The following is a 14,575-nucleotide window of genomic DNA, read 5'->3' on the forward strand; positions in this document are numbered from 1 at the left end:
CTGGCCGTCATGCCCTCGGAGCCCCATCTCCCCGATCGATGAACGAGTCCGCCCCCCTGTTTGATCCCGCCCTTGTTCGACGACGCATCGCGCGCGCGCGGAGATCGGGTTATGCCGGTTTCCTGCTCGAGCGGGTCGCCGAGGATCTGGAGGATCGTCTGGCGGCGGTCACCCGTTCCTTTCCCCTCGGGCTCGATCTCGGCACACCGCTTCCCCTCGTATCCGAGCGCCTGCTGCAGACCGGACGCGTCGAGCGGATGATCCGCCTCGCTCCGGTCTCCGAGCCGGGCGGGTCGGTGGTCGGAGACCCTGAAGTGCTGCCGTTCGGTGGACATGCCGGGTTCGACCTCGCGGTGTCGGCCCTGGCGCTTCAGCACGTCAACGACCTGCCGGGCGCCCTGCTGCAGGTGCGCCGTGCGCTCAAGCCCGATGGCCTGTTCCTCGCCGGCCTCCTCGGAGGGGCGACGCTGACGGAGCTGCGCCAGGCCTTCCTCCAGGCCGAGAGCGAGACCGAAGGCGGCGCGAGCCCGCGTGTGGCGCCCTTTGCCGAACTGCGCGACCTCGGCGGCCTGCTTCAGAGGGCGGGCTTCGCCCTGCCGGTCGTGGACGCGGACACCATCACCGTGCGCTACGGCGACCCTTTCTCGCTGATGCGCGATCTGCGGGCGATGGGGCTGACCAATGCCCTGCACGACCGGCGCCGTGCGCCGCTGCGCCGGGCCACGCTGATGCGGGCCGCTGCGATCTATGCCGAGCGTTTCTCCGATCCGGACGGGCGGCTGCGGGCGACCTTCGAGATTTTGTGGCTGTCCGGCTGGGCACCGCATGAGAGCCAGCAGAAGCCGCTTCGGCCCGGCAGCGCCAAGGCGCGACTCGCGGATGCGCTCGGCGCCGCCGAGCACCGGTTTCCGATCCGGGAGGAGCCAGCATGAAGGAACCCGGCCCCGCCCACCCGATCACCATCACGCCCCACCCGACGCCCGTGCGGGTGCGGCTCGGCGGGCGCATCGTCGCCGAGACGCGGCGTGCGCTGAAACTCTGCGAGGCGGGCTACGACTCCGTTCTCTACCTCCCGCGCGAGGATGTCGCCGCGGACGCGCTCGCTCCCAACCCGAGGCGAACCTTCTGCCCCTACAAGGGCGAGGCCTTCTATTTCGACCTGACCGCCGGCGGCGCGACACGGGAAGCGGCGGCGTGGTCCTACGAGAATCCGTTTCCGGCGGTAGCCCGCATCCGCGGCCACGTCGCCTTCTATCCCGGCCGGGTCGATGCCATCGAGGCGTGAGTCTCGCCTCACCCTTACACCTGCGACCAGAACCCGGACTTGCGCCCATGCGCCTTGCGAAGCTGCGCCACGTATTCGGCGTGGCTCGGCGTCAGATCGCCCGGCGCCAACTCCCGTGCGAGTTCGCCGAGCCGCGTCAGATGGCGCGCGCCGTGGCCGTAGGCGGGCGAGCGGCCGCGTTCGAGGATGTCGTCGATGAGCGCGCGGTAGAGCACGCTCGCCGCGAGCGGATGGTCCGGCTCCAGTGCCTCGGCCGCCGGGGCCAGAAGCTCCCAGATGCGGCCCGACCACGCCTCGCGCCGGTCGAGCACGAGGCGGGCGGCGCGGTCCAGATTCGGCCAGCGGATCAGGAAGTAGAGGCCGCCATGCGGGTCCTTCCGGCTCGCGGCATGGGCGAAGGCGCGCTCCAGCGCCTCCTCATCCTCGAAATCCGGCAGGCGGGCGAGGTAATCGCGTAAGGCCTGCGGATCGAGGCTCTTCTCGAACCGCGACCAGCGGAGCGCCTGCGCCTCGTCCTTATGGCCGAGCGCATCGAGGATTCGGATCTCGACCGCCTCGCGCTCACGTTCCGGACCTTCGGGATCGAATCCGCCGACGATCAGATCCTCGCGCGTCACCACGGCCGTGCCGCGTTTCTGCTTGCGGCGGATCCAGTCGAGCGCTTCCTCGGCGCGGCCCGCCGCGAGCAGCCGCTCGGCGACCGCCGCGAGGTCGGGCCGCTCGGGCGACATCTCCAATTCGAGGGCGATGAACGCGTCGGCATCGCCGCGAGCGTCGGCGATGACCTGACGCAGGCGGGTGAGACTCAGGCGCTGATAGCGCCGCTCCCATTCCTGCCCGGCCCTCTCGGATGCGGCCGGGCCGGCCTTCTTCCCGGCCGAGGCCGGAAGCTTGGCGAGGGCTTCGACCAGATGTGCGTCGAGCGGTTCGAGCGCCGCCTTCGGCAGCTTCGGCAGGAGATCGACCAGCAACGCGCCGACGAGGCCGAAGCCGTCGTCGTCGAGACCGTCGAGGGCGCGGGTCGCGAAGCTCAGCGCGGCATCCGCCGAAAGCCCCGCCGCGAGGCCCGCGGCGGCTTCCGCAGCCGCCTCGTAGAGGCCGTGCACCTGCCCGCTGGAATCATCGACCCGCTCCAGCGTGGCGCTCGCGCCGCGGAGGAAACGGAGCAGCCGGTCGAGGGCCATGCCGGCATCGAGCGGCTTCAGGTCGGCGATGATGGTCGCGAGAGTGGCATCGAGGTCGGCGACAAAGGCGCGGCGCTTCTGCCAGTCGATATAGCCGCGGGCCTTTTCCAGCGCCGAAAGGCGGCGGTCGATCAGGGCCGCCACCCGGTCCGGCCCTTGGAGCGCGGCGATCGCGGCACTCACCCGCTTCTTGAAGGGCGCGCTCTGGCCGACCTCCTGGAGGATCAGGGCGATCAGCCGCTCCTGGCTGAGGGCTGCGAGGTTTTCCGCAGTCGGCGTGGTGCTCCTGGACTTTCGCAGCGTCGCCGCGGCCGGCGTCGGCGCCTCCGCCGCCTTCTCGACCGCCGCCTTTGCCCGTCGCGCCATCGCTCCCGTCCCTCTCAGGCCTCGGGCCCGGTCAGGGTCCGAGCAGATCGATCAGGAAGGGGATCAGCGGCAGATCGGCCGGCGGCATCGGCAGATCGCGCAAGCCGCCGGGCCGCACCCAGCGGAGCGCCTGCGCCTCGCGCGACTGCGGAAGCCCCTCCCAGCGCCGACAGATGTAGAGCGGCATCAGAAGGTGGAAATCCGGGTAGGCGTGACTCGCGAAGGTCAGCGGCGCGAGGCAGGGCTCCTTCACCGTGATGCCGAGTTCCTCGGCGAGCTCGCGGATCAGCGTCTCCTCCGGCCGCTCGCCGGGCTCGACCTTGCCGCCGGGAAACTCCCAGAGGCCAGCCAGCGCCTTGCCCTCGGGGCGCTGAGCCATGAGCACGCGCCCGTCGGCATCGACCAGGGCCGCCGCGACGACGAGCAGGAGCTTGAGCGGCGTGCTCATCGGCCGATCGCGAACACGGCATCGACCTCGGCCGAGGTCTCGATCGATCCTGCCACGACCGGCACGGCGGTGCGGCCACGGGGGGCCGCCGCCTTCATCGCCATGCCGTAGGGCATGGGGCGGGGCGATTCGGCCCGCGGCGGCGATTCGATCGAGACGACGGTGCCGAGTTTCACGTCGGTCGCCTCCGCGATGCGCTCGGCCTGGGCGCGCGCATCCTTGACCGCGGCGACCTGCACGGCGGCCTCCGCCGCGGCCGGGTCGCGCAGGCCGAAGCTGATCCCCTGGATCCGGTTGGCACCGGATTCGAGGGTGCGCCGCATCAGTTCGCCGAGCTTGCCCATCTCGGCCAGGCGCACCCGCACGCGGTTGCCCGCGGTGTAGCCGTCATCCCGCTCGCCCATCGTTCCGTCGGGCTGGCGGACGGTCTTGGTCCGCGGCTGGAGGGTGATCGAGGAGGTGCCGATATCGGCCTCCGCCACGCCCATCTCCTTTGCGCTCGCAACGATGCCCTTCGCCGCCTGGCTCGCGGCATCGAGGGCGGCGGCCGGCGTGGCGCCGCCGGTCTCGACGCCGATCTCGACGGAGGCGAAGTCCGGCGCGACCTCCTGGGAGGCCCGGCCGATCACCCGGATGCGGCCGGTTTCGTCGTCGGCCATGGCGGGTGCCGCCACGGTGAGGAGCAGGACGGGAACGGCCAGCGCGGAGAAGAACCTCACGAGCGATAGTCCCCGTTGATGGCGACGTAGGCCTTGGTGAGGTCGCAGGTCCAAACACGCGCCCGGCCCTGGCCGAGGCCGAGATCGACCCGCAGGGTGATCTCGGGCCGCCGCATCACGGCGCTGGCCGCCTCCTCGCTGTAATCGGGGTCGCGGGCGCCCTGCACCGCGACGCGCACATCGCCGAACCAGATTGCGAGGCGGTCGCGGTCGGCGGGCTCGCCGGCCTTGCCGACCGCCATCACCACGCGGCCCCAATTGGCGTCCTCGCCGGCCACCGCGGTCTTCACGAGGGGCGAGTTGGCGATCGACATGGCGATGCGGTGCGCGGACTGATCGCTCTCGGCGCCTTCGACCTCGACGGTCACGAGCTTGTTGGCGCCCTCCCCGTCCCGCGCAACGAGCTGAGCGAGTTCGATCAGCAGGTCGTCCAGAGCGGCCCGGAAGCCGGCGAGCCGCGGATCGTCCGCCCGCGTCACCGCCGCATTGCCGGCGGCACCGGTGGCGAAGAGCAGCAGCGTGTCGGAGGTGGAAGTGTCGCCGTCCACCGTCACGCAGTTGAACGAGGTCTTCGTGCCCGCGCTCAGCAGGTCCTGGAGCACGTCCCGCGGCAAAGCCGCGTCGGTAAAGGCGAAGGAGAGCATCGTCGCCATATCGGGGGCGATCATGCCCGCGCCCTTGGCGATGCCGTTGATCGTCACCGGCACCCCGTCGATCTCGACTCGCCGGGTGGCCAGCTTCGGGAAGGTGTCGGTCGTCATGATCGCCTGCGCCGCCTGCGCCCAGGCCTCGGCACCGCCCTCGGCGCGCCCGGCGCAGTCGGCCAGCACGCCGTCGAACTTGCGCGCGTCGAGCGGCTCGCCGATCACGCCGGTGGAGGCGATCATCACCGCCTCCGGGGCGCAAGCGGCAACACGGCCGGCGATGTCGGCGGTCAGCGCCACGGCCTCACGACCTTTGAGCCCGGTGAAGGCGTTGGCATTGCCCGAATTCACCACGAGCGCCCGCGCGCCCTTGCCCGCCTTCAGGGCGTCGCGGCACCAATCCACCGGTGCCGAGGGGCAGCGCGAGCGGGTGAAGACGCCCGCCACTTCCGTGCCCTCGGCCAGGGCGACGTAGAGCACGTCCGTGCGGTTCTTGTAGCGGATACCGGCCTGGGCCGTGGCGATGCGCACGCCCGCGATCTCCGGCAGCGACGGCGAGGTGGCGGGTGCCAGGGGGGAGATCTCGGTGGATGACATCGGTCGTCGGCTCCGTCTCGTGCCCGCTCTCGCCCATTCGGCCGCGTCGGGAGGGGCGGCCTCGCATGCGCAGGCGACACGGGCATGAAAGTCGTGGGTCGCGGGTCGCTGTCTTGCGCCCGCCGGGCCTCACGTCAACACGCCGGGTGGGGCCCGTGGCCGTGAGAAGGCGCGTTCCTGGCGCTGCCGCTCCTGTGAGGGCCGCGGACCGGATCGGTCGGGCTAGCCCGCCTTTCGGTGATGCAACTCTGCGGCGCAGAAGACAAAGGCCTCCCGAGTCCCGTTGCGAAATCTTCGACAGAAAGTGTGTCTCGAAAAATGCACCATCGCTACCGTCGGGCGTTGCCGCTTGAATGCCTTGTGTAACCTGCTTAACCTAGAATGATGCAGCGCACCCAAGATCGTGAGGAAGTGACCATCGACCTCGATCCCGTTCGCTCGGACTTACAGGTGGGCGCCGTCGCGGCGCCGCGCAGTTGCTACGGGGTCCAGGTGCTGGTCGCCGGGCGCCGCAAGCAGTGGCGCGATGAGATCAACGGGCAGATCCGGCGCGCCGGCTATAGCGCCATCTCCGTCGATTCGGCCGTCGATGCCCTTACCGTGCTGGTACTCGGCCTGCCCGTCGATGTTCTCGTGACCGATGCCGAACTGCACGGCGCGCTCGGCCTCAGCGAACTCGCCGCGGAGGCGCGTGCGTTGAGACCGAACCTCGGCATCGTCGTCGCCTGCGATTCGGCGGTCAACGACTGTGCCGACCTCGTCCCAGCGGACGCGCTGCTGATATCCTCCCTGGGCGAGGAGGAAGCCGTCGCCTCCTCGGTTCGTGAGGCGATGGCGGCCCGCGCCGGCTGATTCCGCCTCCCGATTGCCGCGCCCGCGACGATCCGGCCCGTACCCGACGGCCGGCCGGGTATGGCAGCCTCCGAGCCGGAGGACACAACGCCATGACGATTCGCCGCCGCGACTGCCTTGCGATGCTCGCCGTTCTTGGGGTGAGCCGCGCCCATGCCGCGGAAGCCGGGCCGGCGAGCGCCTTTGCCTTCGACAAGCCGGAGGGCGGCGGCCTTCCGCTCTCGGCCTATGCCGGCAAACCCATCCTCGTGGTCAACACCGCCACGGCCTGCGGCTACGCTCCGCAATTCGTCGGCCTTCAAGGTCTCTGGACCCGCTTCGGCGGGCGGGGCCTGACGGTGATCGCGGTGCCCTCGCCCGATTTCGGCAATCAGGAGCCGCTCGACGGCGCCGCCATCGCCGATGCCGCGCGAAAGAACCACGGCGTCACCTTCCCGGTCACGGATAAGACCCATGTGCGGGGGCCGGCCGCCCACCCGTTCTACCGCTGGGCGGCCGAGCAGAAGCCGGGGCAGAGCCCGCAATGGAACTTCCACAAGTATCTCGTCGGCCGTGACGGCACCCTGCGCGCGGCCTTCGCGACCCAGGTCGATCCGAGCGATCCGCGCATCGTCAGCGCCATCGTTGCGGAACTAGGGCAGGCCTGAGCAAGGCGCCGTTCGCTTACCGGCCCGGAACGTCGGCCGGCGGCAGCAGCCCGCGCCCGACCCGCCCCGGTGGCAGGGGACGCCGAGCGCGCGGGGCCTGAAGGCGCCCCTCCCGCTCGACCATGCGCGGCGGCGCCGAAGGGTAGTTCGAGGCGAAGGGGTTCGACGGCACGCCTTGGGCCCGGCATGGCAGGGCAGCGAGGCAGAGGCTCGCGGCTGCAAAGACGGTGCTCGGGCGCATCGGCAGTGAGATTTTCCGGTCGGCGGGGACTCGCGCCGGCATGGGGCGCCTCCCCACATGCCAGCCGGTCGCGTCATCATTGCGGCCGGAAAGATCGCGCCATGGAACCGCACAGCTTCGAGCAGGACGGCACCGAATACGAGGTTCGCTTCGAGCGGACGCCGGAGGGATGGATCGCGCATATCCGGCCCGAAGGCTGGACCGAGGCCCATGTCGTCGCTTTTCCCGAGGGCGTCGGCTTCGACCGGGACGACGTGCGCGGCTCCCTGATCGCCGGCTGCGAGGCCGCGGTGGCCCGCCTCCCGCGCCGGGCGCCGACACGGCATTGAGGTGGTCGAACGGAACCTCCGGCATCCCGACCGGTTCGGGCACTGGAGCATCGTCCCGAAAGGTGGCTGCCGGCTTTCGGAAAAAGATGATGCAAAAACAGGTGCCTAGAGCATCGTCCTGGATCATTTTTCCAGGACGATGCTCTAGGCACGTGAAACGAAGCACGTTGGAAACGAACGGGATTTTGCGATGACCGAGGTGACCTACCATATCGTCGAGCACGACGGCGGCTTCGCCTACAAGGTCGGAGACGTGTTCTCGGAGACCTTCCCGAGTCGGGCGGAGGCGTTGCAGGCGGCGCAGGCCGCCGCCGCCGAGCAGCAGGTTCCGGGCTCGACCGAAGGCATTCGCTATCAAGACGGGCGCGGCCAGTGGCACGACGAGACCGCGCAGGGCAGCGACCGGCCGGTGGCCCGGGTGGTGGAGGACTAAACCGCCTCAACCCTCAAGGGTGATGAGGCCGACGCTGCCGCCCGCAGCGGCGGTGTTGACGGTCAGCGTCCGCTCCGTGGCGAAGCGGGCGAGATAATGCGGACCGCCGGCCTTCGGGCCGGTGCCCGACAGGCCGGAGCCACCGAAGGGCTGGCTGCCGACGACGGCACCGATCATGTTGCGGTTCACGTAGACGTTGCCGTGCGGCAGGGCCTCGGCGATGCGCTCGGCGGTCTCCTCGATCCGCGAATGGATGCCGAGGGTGAGCCCGTAGCCGCCGGCCCGGATCGCCGCGATGACCGAGCCGAGGCCGTCCGCTGGGTAGCGGGCGACATGGAGGATGGGCCCGAACACCTCCTCCCGCAGGTCGGCGACGCCGCCGATTTCAAAGATATGAGGCGCCACGGTGAGGCCGCCCGGCGCCGCACCGGCATAGTGCAGCCGCGCCGAGGCGGTCATGGCCGCGATATGTGCGTCGAGCCGTTGCTTGGCGCCCGCGTCGATCACCGGACCGAGATCGGTGGCCAGATCGCGGGGGTCGCCGACCGCCAGCTCCCGCGCCGCGCCGGCCACGGCCGCGATCATCCGGTCGGCGACATCCTCCTGCACGAGGAGCAGGCGCAGGGCCGAGCAGCGCTGGCCAGCGGAGCGGAAAGCCGAGACCACCACATCGTCGGCCACCTGCTCGGGAAGCGCCGTGGCATCGACGATCATCGCATTAATTCCGCCGGTCTCGGCGATCAGCGGCAGGATCGCGCCGTCGCGGGCGGCGAGCGCCCGGTTGATCCGCTGCGCCGTCGCGGTCGAGCCGGTGAAGACCACGCCGGACAGGGCCGGATGCTCGATCAGTGCGGCGCCAGTCTCCGGACCGCCGGGGACGAGGTGAAGGGCGCTGCCGGGAATGCCGGCCGCATGGAGCAGGCGCACGGCGAAATCCGCCACCAACGGCGTCTGCGGCGCAGGCTTGGCGACGACGGCGTTGCCGGCCATCAGCGCCGCCGCGACCTGGCCCGTGAAGATCGCGAGCGGGAAATTCCAGGGCGAGACGGCGACGAACACGCCCCGGCCGACGAGGCGCAGGCTGTTGGCCTCGCCCGCCGGGCCGGGCAAGTCCTTCGGTTCACCGAACAGATCCCGGCCCTGCGCCGCGTAGTAGCGCAGGAAGTCGATCGCCTCGCGCCACTCCGCCACGGCGTCGTCGAGGGTCTTGCCGGCCTCGGCTTGCAGCAGGTGCAGCAGCCGGCCCTGCTCCCGCACGAAGGCGTCGGCCGCCCGTTCCAGGCAGGTGGCACGCTCGCGGGCGGGCGTCGCGGCCCAGGCGGGGAAGCCGCGCGCGGCCGCCTCCATGGCGAGTGCGGCGGTGGCGGGGGCCGCCTCAATGACGCTTCCGAGGGCCGCGCCGTCGATGGGGCTGTTCACCGGGCGGGCGCGGCCGGTCTGGACGGCGCCGTCGATGATCGGCGCGGCCGCGGCGGGGCCGGCGGCCCGCGCGACGGCATCAGTCCACCGTCGCAGCGCCGCGCCGTCGCCGAAGGCGAGCCCCGGAGAATTGCGGCGCTCAGGTCCGAACAGGTCGCGCGGCAGCGGGATCTTGGGGTGCCGGGCTTGCGAAGGCGTCTCCACCAGGGACTGAGGCCGGGCGAGCAGTTCGGCCGCCGGCACCGAGGGATCGGCGGCGCGGGCCACGAACGAGGAGTTCGCCCCGTTCTCCAGCAGCCGGCGGACGAGATAGGCGAGCAACTCGCGGTGGCCGCCGACGGGCGCGTAGACCCGCTGGCCGACGCCCGGCGCCCGTTCGGCGAGCCGCTGGTAAAGCGCCTCGCCCATGCCGTGCAGGCGCTGGAACTCGAAGCCGGCCTCCTCGTCCGCGGGACGATCGAGCAGCCCGGCCAGACCGAGCACGCTCGCCACGGTCTGCGCATTGTGCGTCGCGAATTGCGGGTAGAGGCGCGGGCGCAGCGCCAGCAGCCGCCGGGCGGCGGCCAGATAGTTCAGGTCCGTCATCGCCTTGCGGGTGAAGACGGGGTAGTCGGCCGCCCCTTGCGTCTGGGCGAGCTTCACTTCCGTGTCCCAGTAGGCGCCCTTGACGAGGCGCACCATCAGCCGCCGGTCGTGCCGCTCGGCGAGTTCTGCGACGTAATCGATCACCGGAAGGCAGCGCTTCGAATAGGCCTGGATCGCGAGGCCGAATCCGTCCCAGCCGGCCAATGCCGGATCGGCCAGCACGGCCTCGAACACGTCGAGGGAGAGTTCGAGCCGCTCCGCCTCCTCGGCGTCGAGGGTGAAGTTGAGGTCGTGCGCGCGGGCGTCGCGGGCGAGGTCGCGCACCACCGGCACCAACTCGGCCATCACCCGTGCCCCTTGCATCGGGGTATAGCGCGGATGCAGCGCCGACAGCTTGACCGAGATGCCCGGCCGGGCCGGAAGCGGCGCGTTGCCGGCTTCTCGCCCGATCCGGGCGATGGCGCGGGCATAGGCTTGGCGGTAGCTCTCGGCGTCGTCCGCCGTGCGGGCGCCCTCGCCGAGCATGTCGAAGGAGAAGCGGGAACGGCGGGCAGTGCCCGTGCCGGCCCGCTTGAGCGCCGCGCCGATCTCCTCGGCCAACACGAATTGCCCGCCCATCACCCGCATCGCCCGGTGGGCCGCCGCGCGCACGGCCGGGCGTCCGAGGCGACGGACCATGCTGCCCAGCGTTGCCTCGGGCGTGTCCTGCGGGCCGACGAGGCGGGCGCCGAGGCCGAGCGCCCAGGACGCGGCATGGGCAAGGCCGCTTTCCGAACGCACCGCGTGATGGACGAAATCGCCCTCGCGCAGCTTGTCGGCGATCAGCCGGTCGGCGGTGGCCGCATCGGGCACCCGCAGCAGCGCCTCGGCGAGGCTCATGAGGGCAAGCCCTTCGCGGGTCGTCAGCGCATATTCCCGCAGCAACGCCTCGACGGCGCCGTGGCCGGCATCCGCGCGGATCGCGCCGATCAGGTCGGATGCGAGCCGATCGACCGCCGCCTCCGTGGCCGCCGGCAGGGGCGCCTCACGCAGCAATGCCTCCGCCAAAGCGGCATCATCCGGGGCGTAGGCGGCCTGAAAGCGCGGAGCAGACATCGGGCCATCGGTCATGTGAAAGAGTAGCACTCTCTCTGTCGTCCGACAGGCCGATTCCGTCACTCACGAAATCGGTGCTCCGTGATCGCCCCGCGCCGGCTGTTACGGTCGCGCGCTCGGCGGGCTGATGTCGAGCGGCTGCGTCGCCGGGGCGGGCGCCGGCTCGGCTTCGATCCGGGCGCGGCGGGTGGCCTCCTCCGCCTCGCGCTGGCGGGCTAGCCGCGCCGCCTCCTCGGCGGCCTGCTGCGCCTTGATCCGGGCTTGCCGTGCCGCCTCCTCGGCCGCAAGGCGGGCGCGGTCCATCTCGATGCGGGCGCGGCGGCGCTGGCGCTCGCTCTGGTCGGCGTCGAACAGCTCGATCTTCTCGAGCTCGCGCTGGAGCACGAGGGCGGCGAGTCCGGTGGTCAGGGGCGCCGCATCGAGCCGCCGCTCGGGCGCGCTCAGCGGACCGCCGAACCCGAGCTGGATCGAGGGCGCCGCCCCGGTCCAACCCTTCGGCCCGGCCGCCGCCGTCAGGGCGCCGCGGGCGTCGAGCGTGCGGTTGCGCAGATCGACCTGGAGCGTGCCGTTCCAGCGCGCCGGGCCGAGATCGATGCCGAACGGCGCGGTGCGCAGGGTGCCGGCGGAGAGGGTGAAGGCGGCCGAAACCGGTCCCTTGGCCCGGAGCGGACCGGTGGATAGCTCTTCCGACACGAGCGCCTGGAGCCGACCCTCGCGCAAGGGATCGTCCTCGGCGAGCGCCTTGCCGAGCGCTCGGTCCACGGCGCCCGCGTCGGCGCCAGGGAGCGCGAGGTCGGTGAGCCGGATCTCGCCATTGCCCGAGAATTCGTTCGCCAGGGCGGTGAGGCTCACGCCCGTGGCGCCGAACCGCAGGGAGGCCGAAAGTCGGCCCGTGACCGGCCCCGCCCCGATCAGGCCGTTGAGATCGGCGCCCTCGACGCTGCCCTCGCCCGACACCGCAGCGGCGCCCGCCGGCCGGGCCAGGGTGATGCTGCCACCGAGCCGCCCTCCGGCGAGACCGGCCGAGAGGTCGCGCAGGCTCAGCGCGTCGCCCTCACGCACCAGCGTCAGGCTTGCGCTGTCGGCAACGAGTCCTCGGCCGAGATCGAGCTGGCCGATCGTCAGGCTCAGGTTGACCTGCGGCTGCGCCGGCACCGGGGCGAAGCGACCGCCGGTGTCGGTGGGCAAAATCGTCGCCGCAACCAGCGCCGGCAGGGACAGGCGGGCGAGCGTCGCGGTGCCGGTGAGCGCGCGGTCCGGGGCACGATCGAGGGCGGCGGTCAGGTCAGTCGCCGCCACCTGCCCCGTGACATCGGCGTGCAGCGCGGCGCTCCGGCGCGACAGGGCCAGGGTGAGCGACGCAGGCAACGGCCCAGCCGCGGGGGCGGCACTGCCGGCAAGGATCAGAAAGGGGGCGAGGTCTGGGGCCGCCAGCCGCAGCGTGCCACCGGCCGGAGGGCGGTCGAGGGCGTCGAACAGGATCGGGCGCGGCGTCGAGACCGTGAGGCCGGCCAGATCGCCCTCGATGCCGAGCGCGAGCGGCGGCGTGCTCTGCTGGCCGGCCTCGGCGGATGGCCGGGCGCCGGTCAGCCGCAGGCGCCCCGGTTGGCGCAGGGCGGCGATGTCGTCGCGGCCGAACCAGCGGCCGGTCTTCTGGGTCGTCAGCGTGGCATCGAGGCGGTCGATCCGGCCGGAGCGGGTGAGTAGCGCGAGGTCGAGATCGCCTTCGCCCGCCTTGCCTTTCGCGGATGCGCGCAAGGCATCCGCCTCGCCCGATTCCCGTTCCAGGGTCAGATCGAGCGCCAGCCCGCTCTGGCGCACACTCTGCGGCACGAAACGGGCCTCGGGCAGGAAGCCGCGTTCCAGCAGGGCCAGCAGCGGCGCCGCCTTGCCGGCCGTCACCCGGCCCTCGATCCGGCCCGACCCATCAGGCGCGATCCGTCCGGCGAGCTGGGCACTCGCGCCTGCGAGGTCGGCGATGTCGAGCGTATCGACGACGAGGCTGGCGCCGTCCGATTGCAGGCTCACCGCGATGGTGCCGTTGCCGGAATGGGCGCCGGCGGGTCCGTAGCGCACGTCGCGCGCCTTCAGCGTCAGGCCGAGATCGTGCCGGTGAAGGCCGGACATCAGCTCACCGAGCGGGGGCAGCTCGGCGATGTCGATGCCGGTGGCCGAGAGCTGCGCGTCGAGCCGACCGCGCCCGTTCGCATCGGCCCGCAGGTAGCGGGCATTGCCGGTGACGCGGGCTTCACCCAGGGCGAGTCGCAGGTTGCGCAGGGAGAGGTCGGTGCCGGCCGCCGAGAGGTCCGTGCCGATCTCGAAAGCGCGCCCGTCGAGAATCGCCGTGACACTCTCCTCGGCGCCGATGCGGCCGAGATAGCGCCCCAGTGCCTCCGAGTTGCGTGTCGCGACGTCGATATGCCCGGTGAAACGCGGCGAGCCCGACAGCTCGGCCTCGCCGGTCGCCGCGACGGTCGCGGCCCCCGGCGCCCTGCCCTCGAAGCGGCGCAGCACGAGCCCGCCGGTGCGATCGAAGGTTCCGCGAAACCCGACATCGGCCCAGTCGTCGAGCCCGAGCGCGACGCTCTCGGCGGACAGATCGAGATCGAGCAGCAGCGGCGGCGTCAGGGCGCCCGATGTCAGCCCCTGCGCCAGCAGCCCGCGGGCACCGCCGGAGAGCAGCAGCCCGTCGAGGTCGAGGCGGCGAGTCCGCAGCGTCAGGCCGAGCCGGGCCTCGCGCAGGTCGAGGCGGCCATTGCCCGACAGGCGGGCGGCCTTGCCGCCGGGGTCGAGTTCGAGTTCGACGGTCTTGGCCTGCACCAGGGGACCGCGCGATGCGAACTTGGCCGCCAGGGTGAGCGGTAGGACGGCGCCTGCCGGCTGCACCGGCGGCCCGACGGTGAGCCGCGCGGTGCCCTCCGCTTCCGGCACGAGGCCGCGGCGCACCCGATCGGCATCCGATGCGTCCTCGGGCTTGAGGGTGATGCGGGCGTCGAGTTCCAGACGGGGCATGGTGTCGCCGCCGCCGGTCAGCTTCAGCGAGAGGCTGCCGTCGCTGCCGGCCACGCTGGTGGCGAGGTGGAACGGGCTTCCCCTCGCCGTCCCCTCCGCAAGCCAGGGTCCGGCCAGCGCCGGCGCCCTGAGGCGAAGGTTCTCGGCCGCGAACTGCTCCTGCGGCGCCTCGCCCGTCCGCAGAGTGGCGACCGTGAGGCGCCGGATCCGCAGGTCGTCGATGACGATGTCGCGGCGCAGCGTCTGCGGTTCGCGCGGCAGCAGCAGCGCCTCGTCGGAGACCGGCAGGGTAAGCCCGGCGCGCTCGACCGAGGTCTGGACGAAGCGGACCTCGCCCTTGAGCAGGGGCGCCAGCGCGATCTCCGCATCGACCGCCTGCGCGTCGAGGGCCGGCCCGTCCGCGGCGCCGAGCCGGAGGCGCGCGAGGCGAAGATGCGGAGAGGGCAGCAGGCGCAGGTCGATGGCGCCCTCGCTGCGGGCACCGGCTCCGAGGGAGTCGCTCAACGTGCGGTCGATCAGCGCGCGATGAGCCGACCAGTCGATGAACGGCGGCACCGCAAGGGCCGCCACGAGAACCAGCACGACGGCGCCCGCGAGCGCGGTCAGGGAATCACGCACCGTTATCGCTTCCGCCTGGCCTGCGGACCGCAGGACTTCGTTCGCGTGTCACACGCGTTCGAAGGGCCGATGCCTTTTGAACGGCGCGAAACCCGCGTTCC

Annotated in this window: 13 protein-coding genes; 6 read left to right on the plus strand and 7 right to left on the minus strand. The window is 72.0% G+C overall.

What is annotated here, in order from left to right; all coding sequences use genetic code 11:
* The first annotated feature begins 38 nt into the window (after positions 1-38).
* Together OVA30_RS22625 and OVA30_RS22630 are read left to right on the plus strand one after the other, a co-directional pair.
* Positions 39-932 (plus strand): methyltransferase domain-containing protein, encoded by an 894-nt coding sequence (locus OVA30_RS22625; RefSeq protein ID WP_268177011.1) that lies wholly within the window; start codon positions 39-41, stop codon positions 930-932.
* Positions 929-1,285: a DUF427 domain-containing protein gene (locus OVA30_RS22630; RefSeq protein ID WP_268177012.1), complete on the plus strand. Its 357-nt coding sequence runs from the start codon at positions 929-931 to the stop codon at positions 1,283-1,285. Before OVA30_RS22625 ends, OVA30_RS22630 begins: the two co-directional genes overlap by 4 nt.
* 14 nt (positions 1,286-1,299) lie before the next feature.
* Here the strand turns inward: OVA30_RS22630 and OVA30_RS22635 are convergent, their stop codons facing one another.
* The 4 genes from OVA30_RS22635 to argJ are packed head-to-tail and all read right to left on the minus strand — an operon-like array spanning position 1,300 to position 5,243.
* Positions 1,300-2,835, minus strand: coding sequence for a DUF6880 family protein (locus OVA30_RS22635; RefSeq protein WP_268177013.1), 1,536 nt, complete (start codon positions 2,833-2,835; stop codon positions 1,300-1,302).
* Between the two features lie 31 nt (positions 2,836-2,866).
* Positions 2,867-3,283 (minus strand): (deoxy)nucleoside triphosphate pyrophosphohydrolase, encoded by a 417-nt coding sequence (locus OVA30_RS22640; RefSeq protein ID WP_003603614.1) that lies wholly within the window; start codon positions 3,281-3,283, stop codon positions 2,867-2,869.
* Positions 3,280-4,002, minus strand: a complete 723-nt coding sequence (locus OVA30_RS22645; RefSeq protein WP_268177014.1) for an SIMPL domain-containing protein — start codon at positions 4,000-4,002, stop codon at positions 3,280-3,282. Before OVA30_RS22645 ends, OVA30_RS22640 begins: the two co-directional genes overlap by 4 nt.
* Positions 3,999-5,243, minus strand: a complete 1,245-nt coding sequence (gene argJ, locus OVA30_RS22650; RefSeq protein WP_268177015.1) for a bifunctional glutamate N-acetyltransferase/amino-acid acetyltransferase ArgJ — start codon at positions 5,241-5,243, stop codon at positions 3,999-4,001. Before argJ ends, OVA30_RS22645 begins: the two co-directional genes overlap by 4 nt.
* 381 nt (positions 5,244-5,624) lie before the next feature.
* Between argJ and OVA30_RS22655 the strand changes: the two genes are divergently transcribed.
* Positions 5,625-6,095, plus strand: a complete 471-nt coding sequence (locus OVA30_RS22655; RefSeq protein WP_012605491.1) for a sensor histidine kinase — start codon at positions 5,625-5,627, stop codon at positions 6,093-6,095.
* Between the two features lie 92 nt (positions 6,096-6,187).
* The gene (locus tag OVA30_RS22660) at positions 6,188-6,742 is read left to right on the plus strand and encodes a glutathione peroxidase (RefSeq protein WP_268177017.1); all 555 of its coding nucleotides are present in this window, start codon (positions 6,188-6,190) and stop codon (positions 6,740-6,742) included.
* Between the two features lie 16 nt (positions 6,743-6,758).
* Here the strand turns inward: OVA30_RS22660 and OVA30_RS22665 are convergent, their stop codons facing one another.
* Positions 6,759-6,983 carry a hypothetical protein gene (locus OVA30_RS22665; protein ID WP_238506116.1) on the minus strand — a complete coding sequence of 75 codons (225 nt, stop codon included), beginning with the start codon at positions 6,981-6,983 and terminating at the stop codon, positions 6,759-6,761.
* Between the two features lie 101 nt (positions 6,984-7,084).
* Between OVA30_RS22665 and OVA30_RS22670 the strand changes: the two genes are divergently transcribed.
* Positions 7,085-7,312: a hypothetical protein gene (locus tag OVA30_RS22670; RefSeq protein WP_003603625.1), complete on the plus strand. Its 228-nt coding sequence runs from the start codon at positions 7,085-7,087 to the stop codon at positions 7,310-7,312.
* A gap of 190 nt (positions 7,313-7,502) precedes the next feature.
* The gene (locus tag OVA30_RS22675; RefSeq protein WP_003603627.1) at positions 7,503-7,745 is read left to right on the plus strand and encodes a DUF2188 domain-containing protein; all 243 of its coding nucleotides are present in this window, start codon (positions 7,503-7,505) and stop codon (positions 7,743-7,745) included.
* 6 nt (positions 7,746-7,751) lie between these two features.
* Here OVA30_RS22675 and putA read toward each other — a convergent pair whose 3' ends face one another.
* Both putA and OVA30_RS22685 read right to left on the minus strand, forming a co-directional pair.
* Positions 7,752-10,859, minus strand: a complete 3,108-nt coding sequence (gene putA / locus OVA30_RS22680; protein ID WP_268177528.1) for a bifunctional proline dehydrogenase/L-glutamate gamma-semialdehyde dehydrogenase PutA — start codon at positions 10,857-10,859, stop codon at positions 7,752-7,754.
* Between the two features lie 87 nt (positions 10,860-10,946).
* The gene (locus OVA30_RS22685) at positions 10,947-14,474 is read right to left on the minus strand and encodes an AsmA family protein (RefSeq protein ID WP_268177018.1); all 3,528 of its coding nucleotides are present in this window, start codon (positions 14,472-14,474) and stop codon (positions 10,947-10,949) included.
* Positions 14,475-14,575: the final 101 nt, after the last annotated feature.

This window comes from Methylorubrum sp. SL192 (genome assembly GCF_026672325.1).
Taxonomy (GTDB): Bacteria; Pseudomonadota; Alphaproteobacteria; order Rhizobiales; family Beijerinckiaceae; genus Methylobacterium; species Methylobacterium extorquens.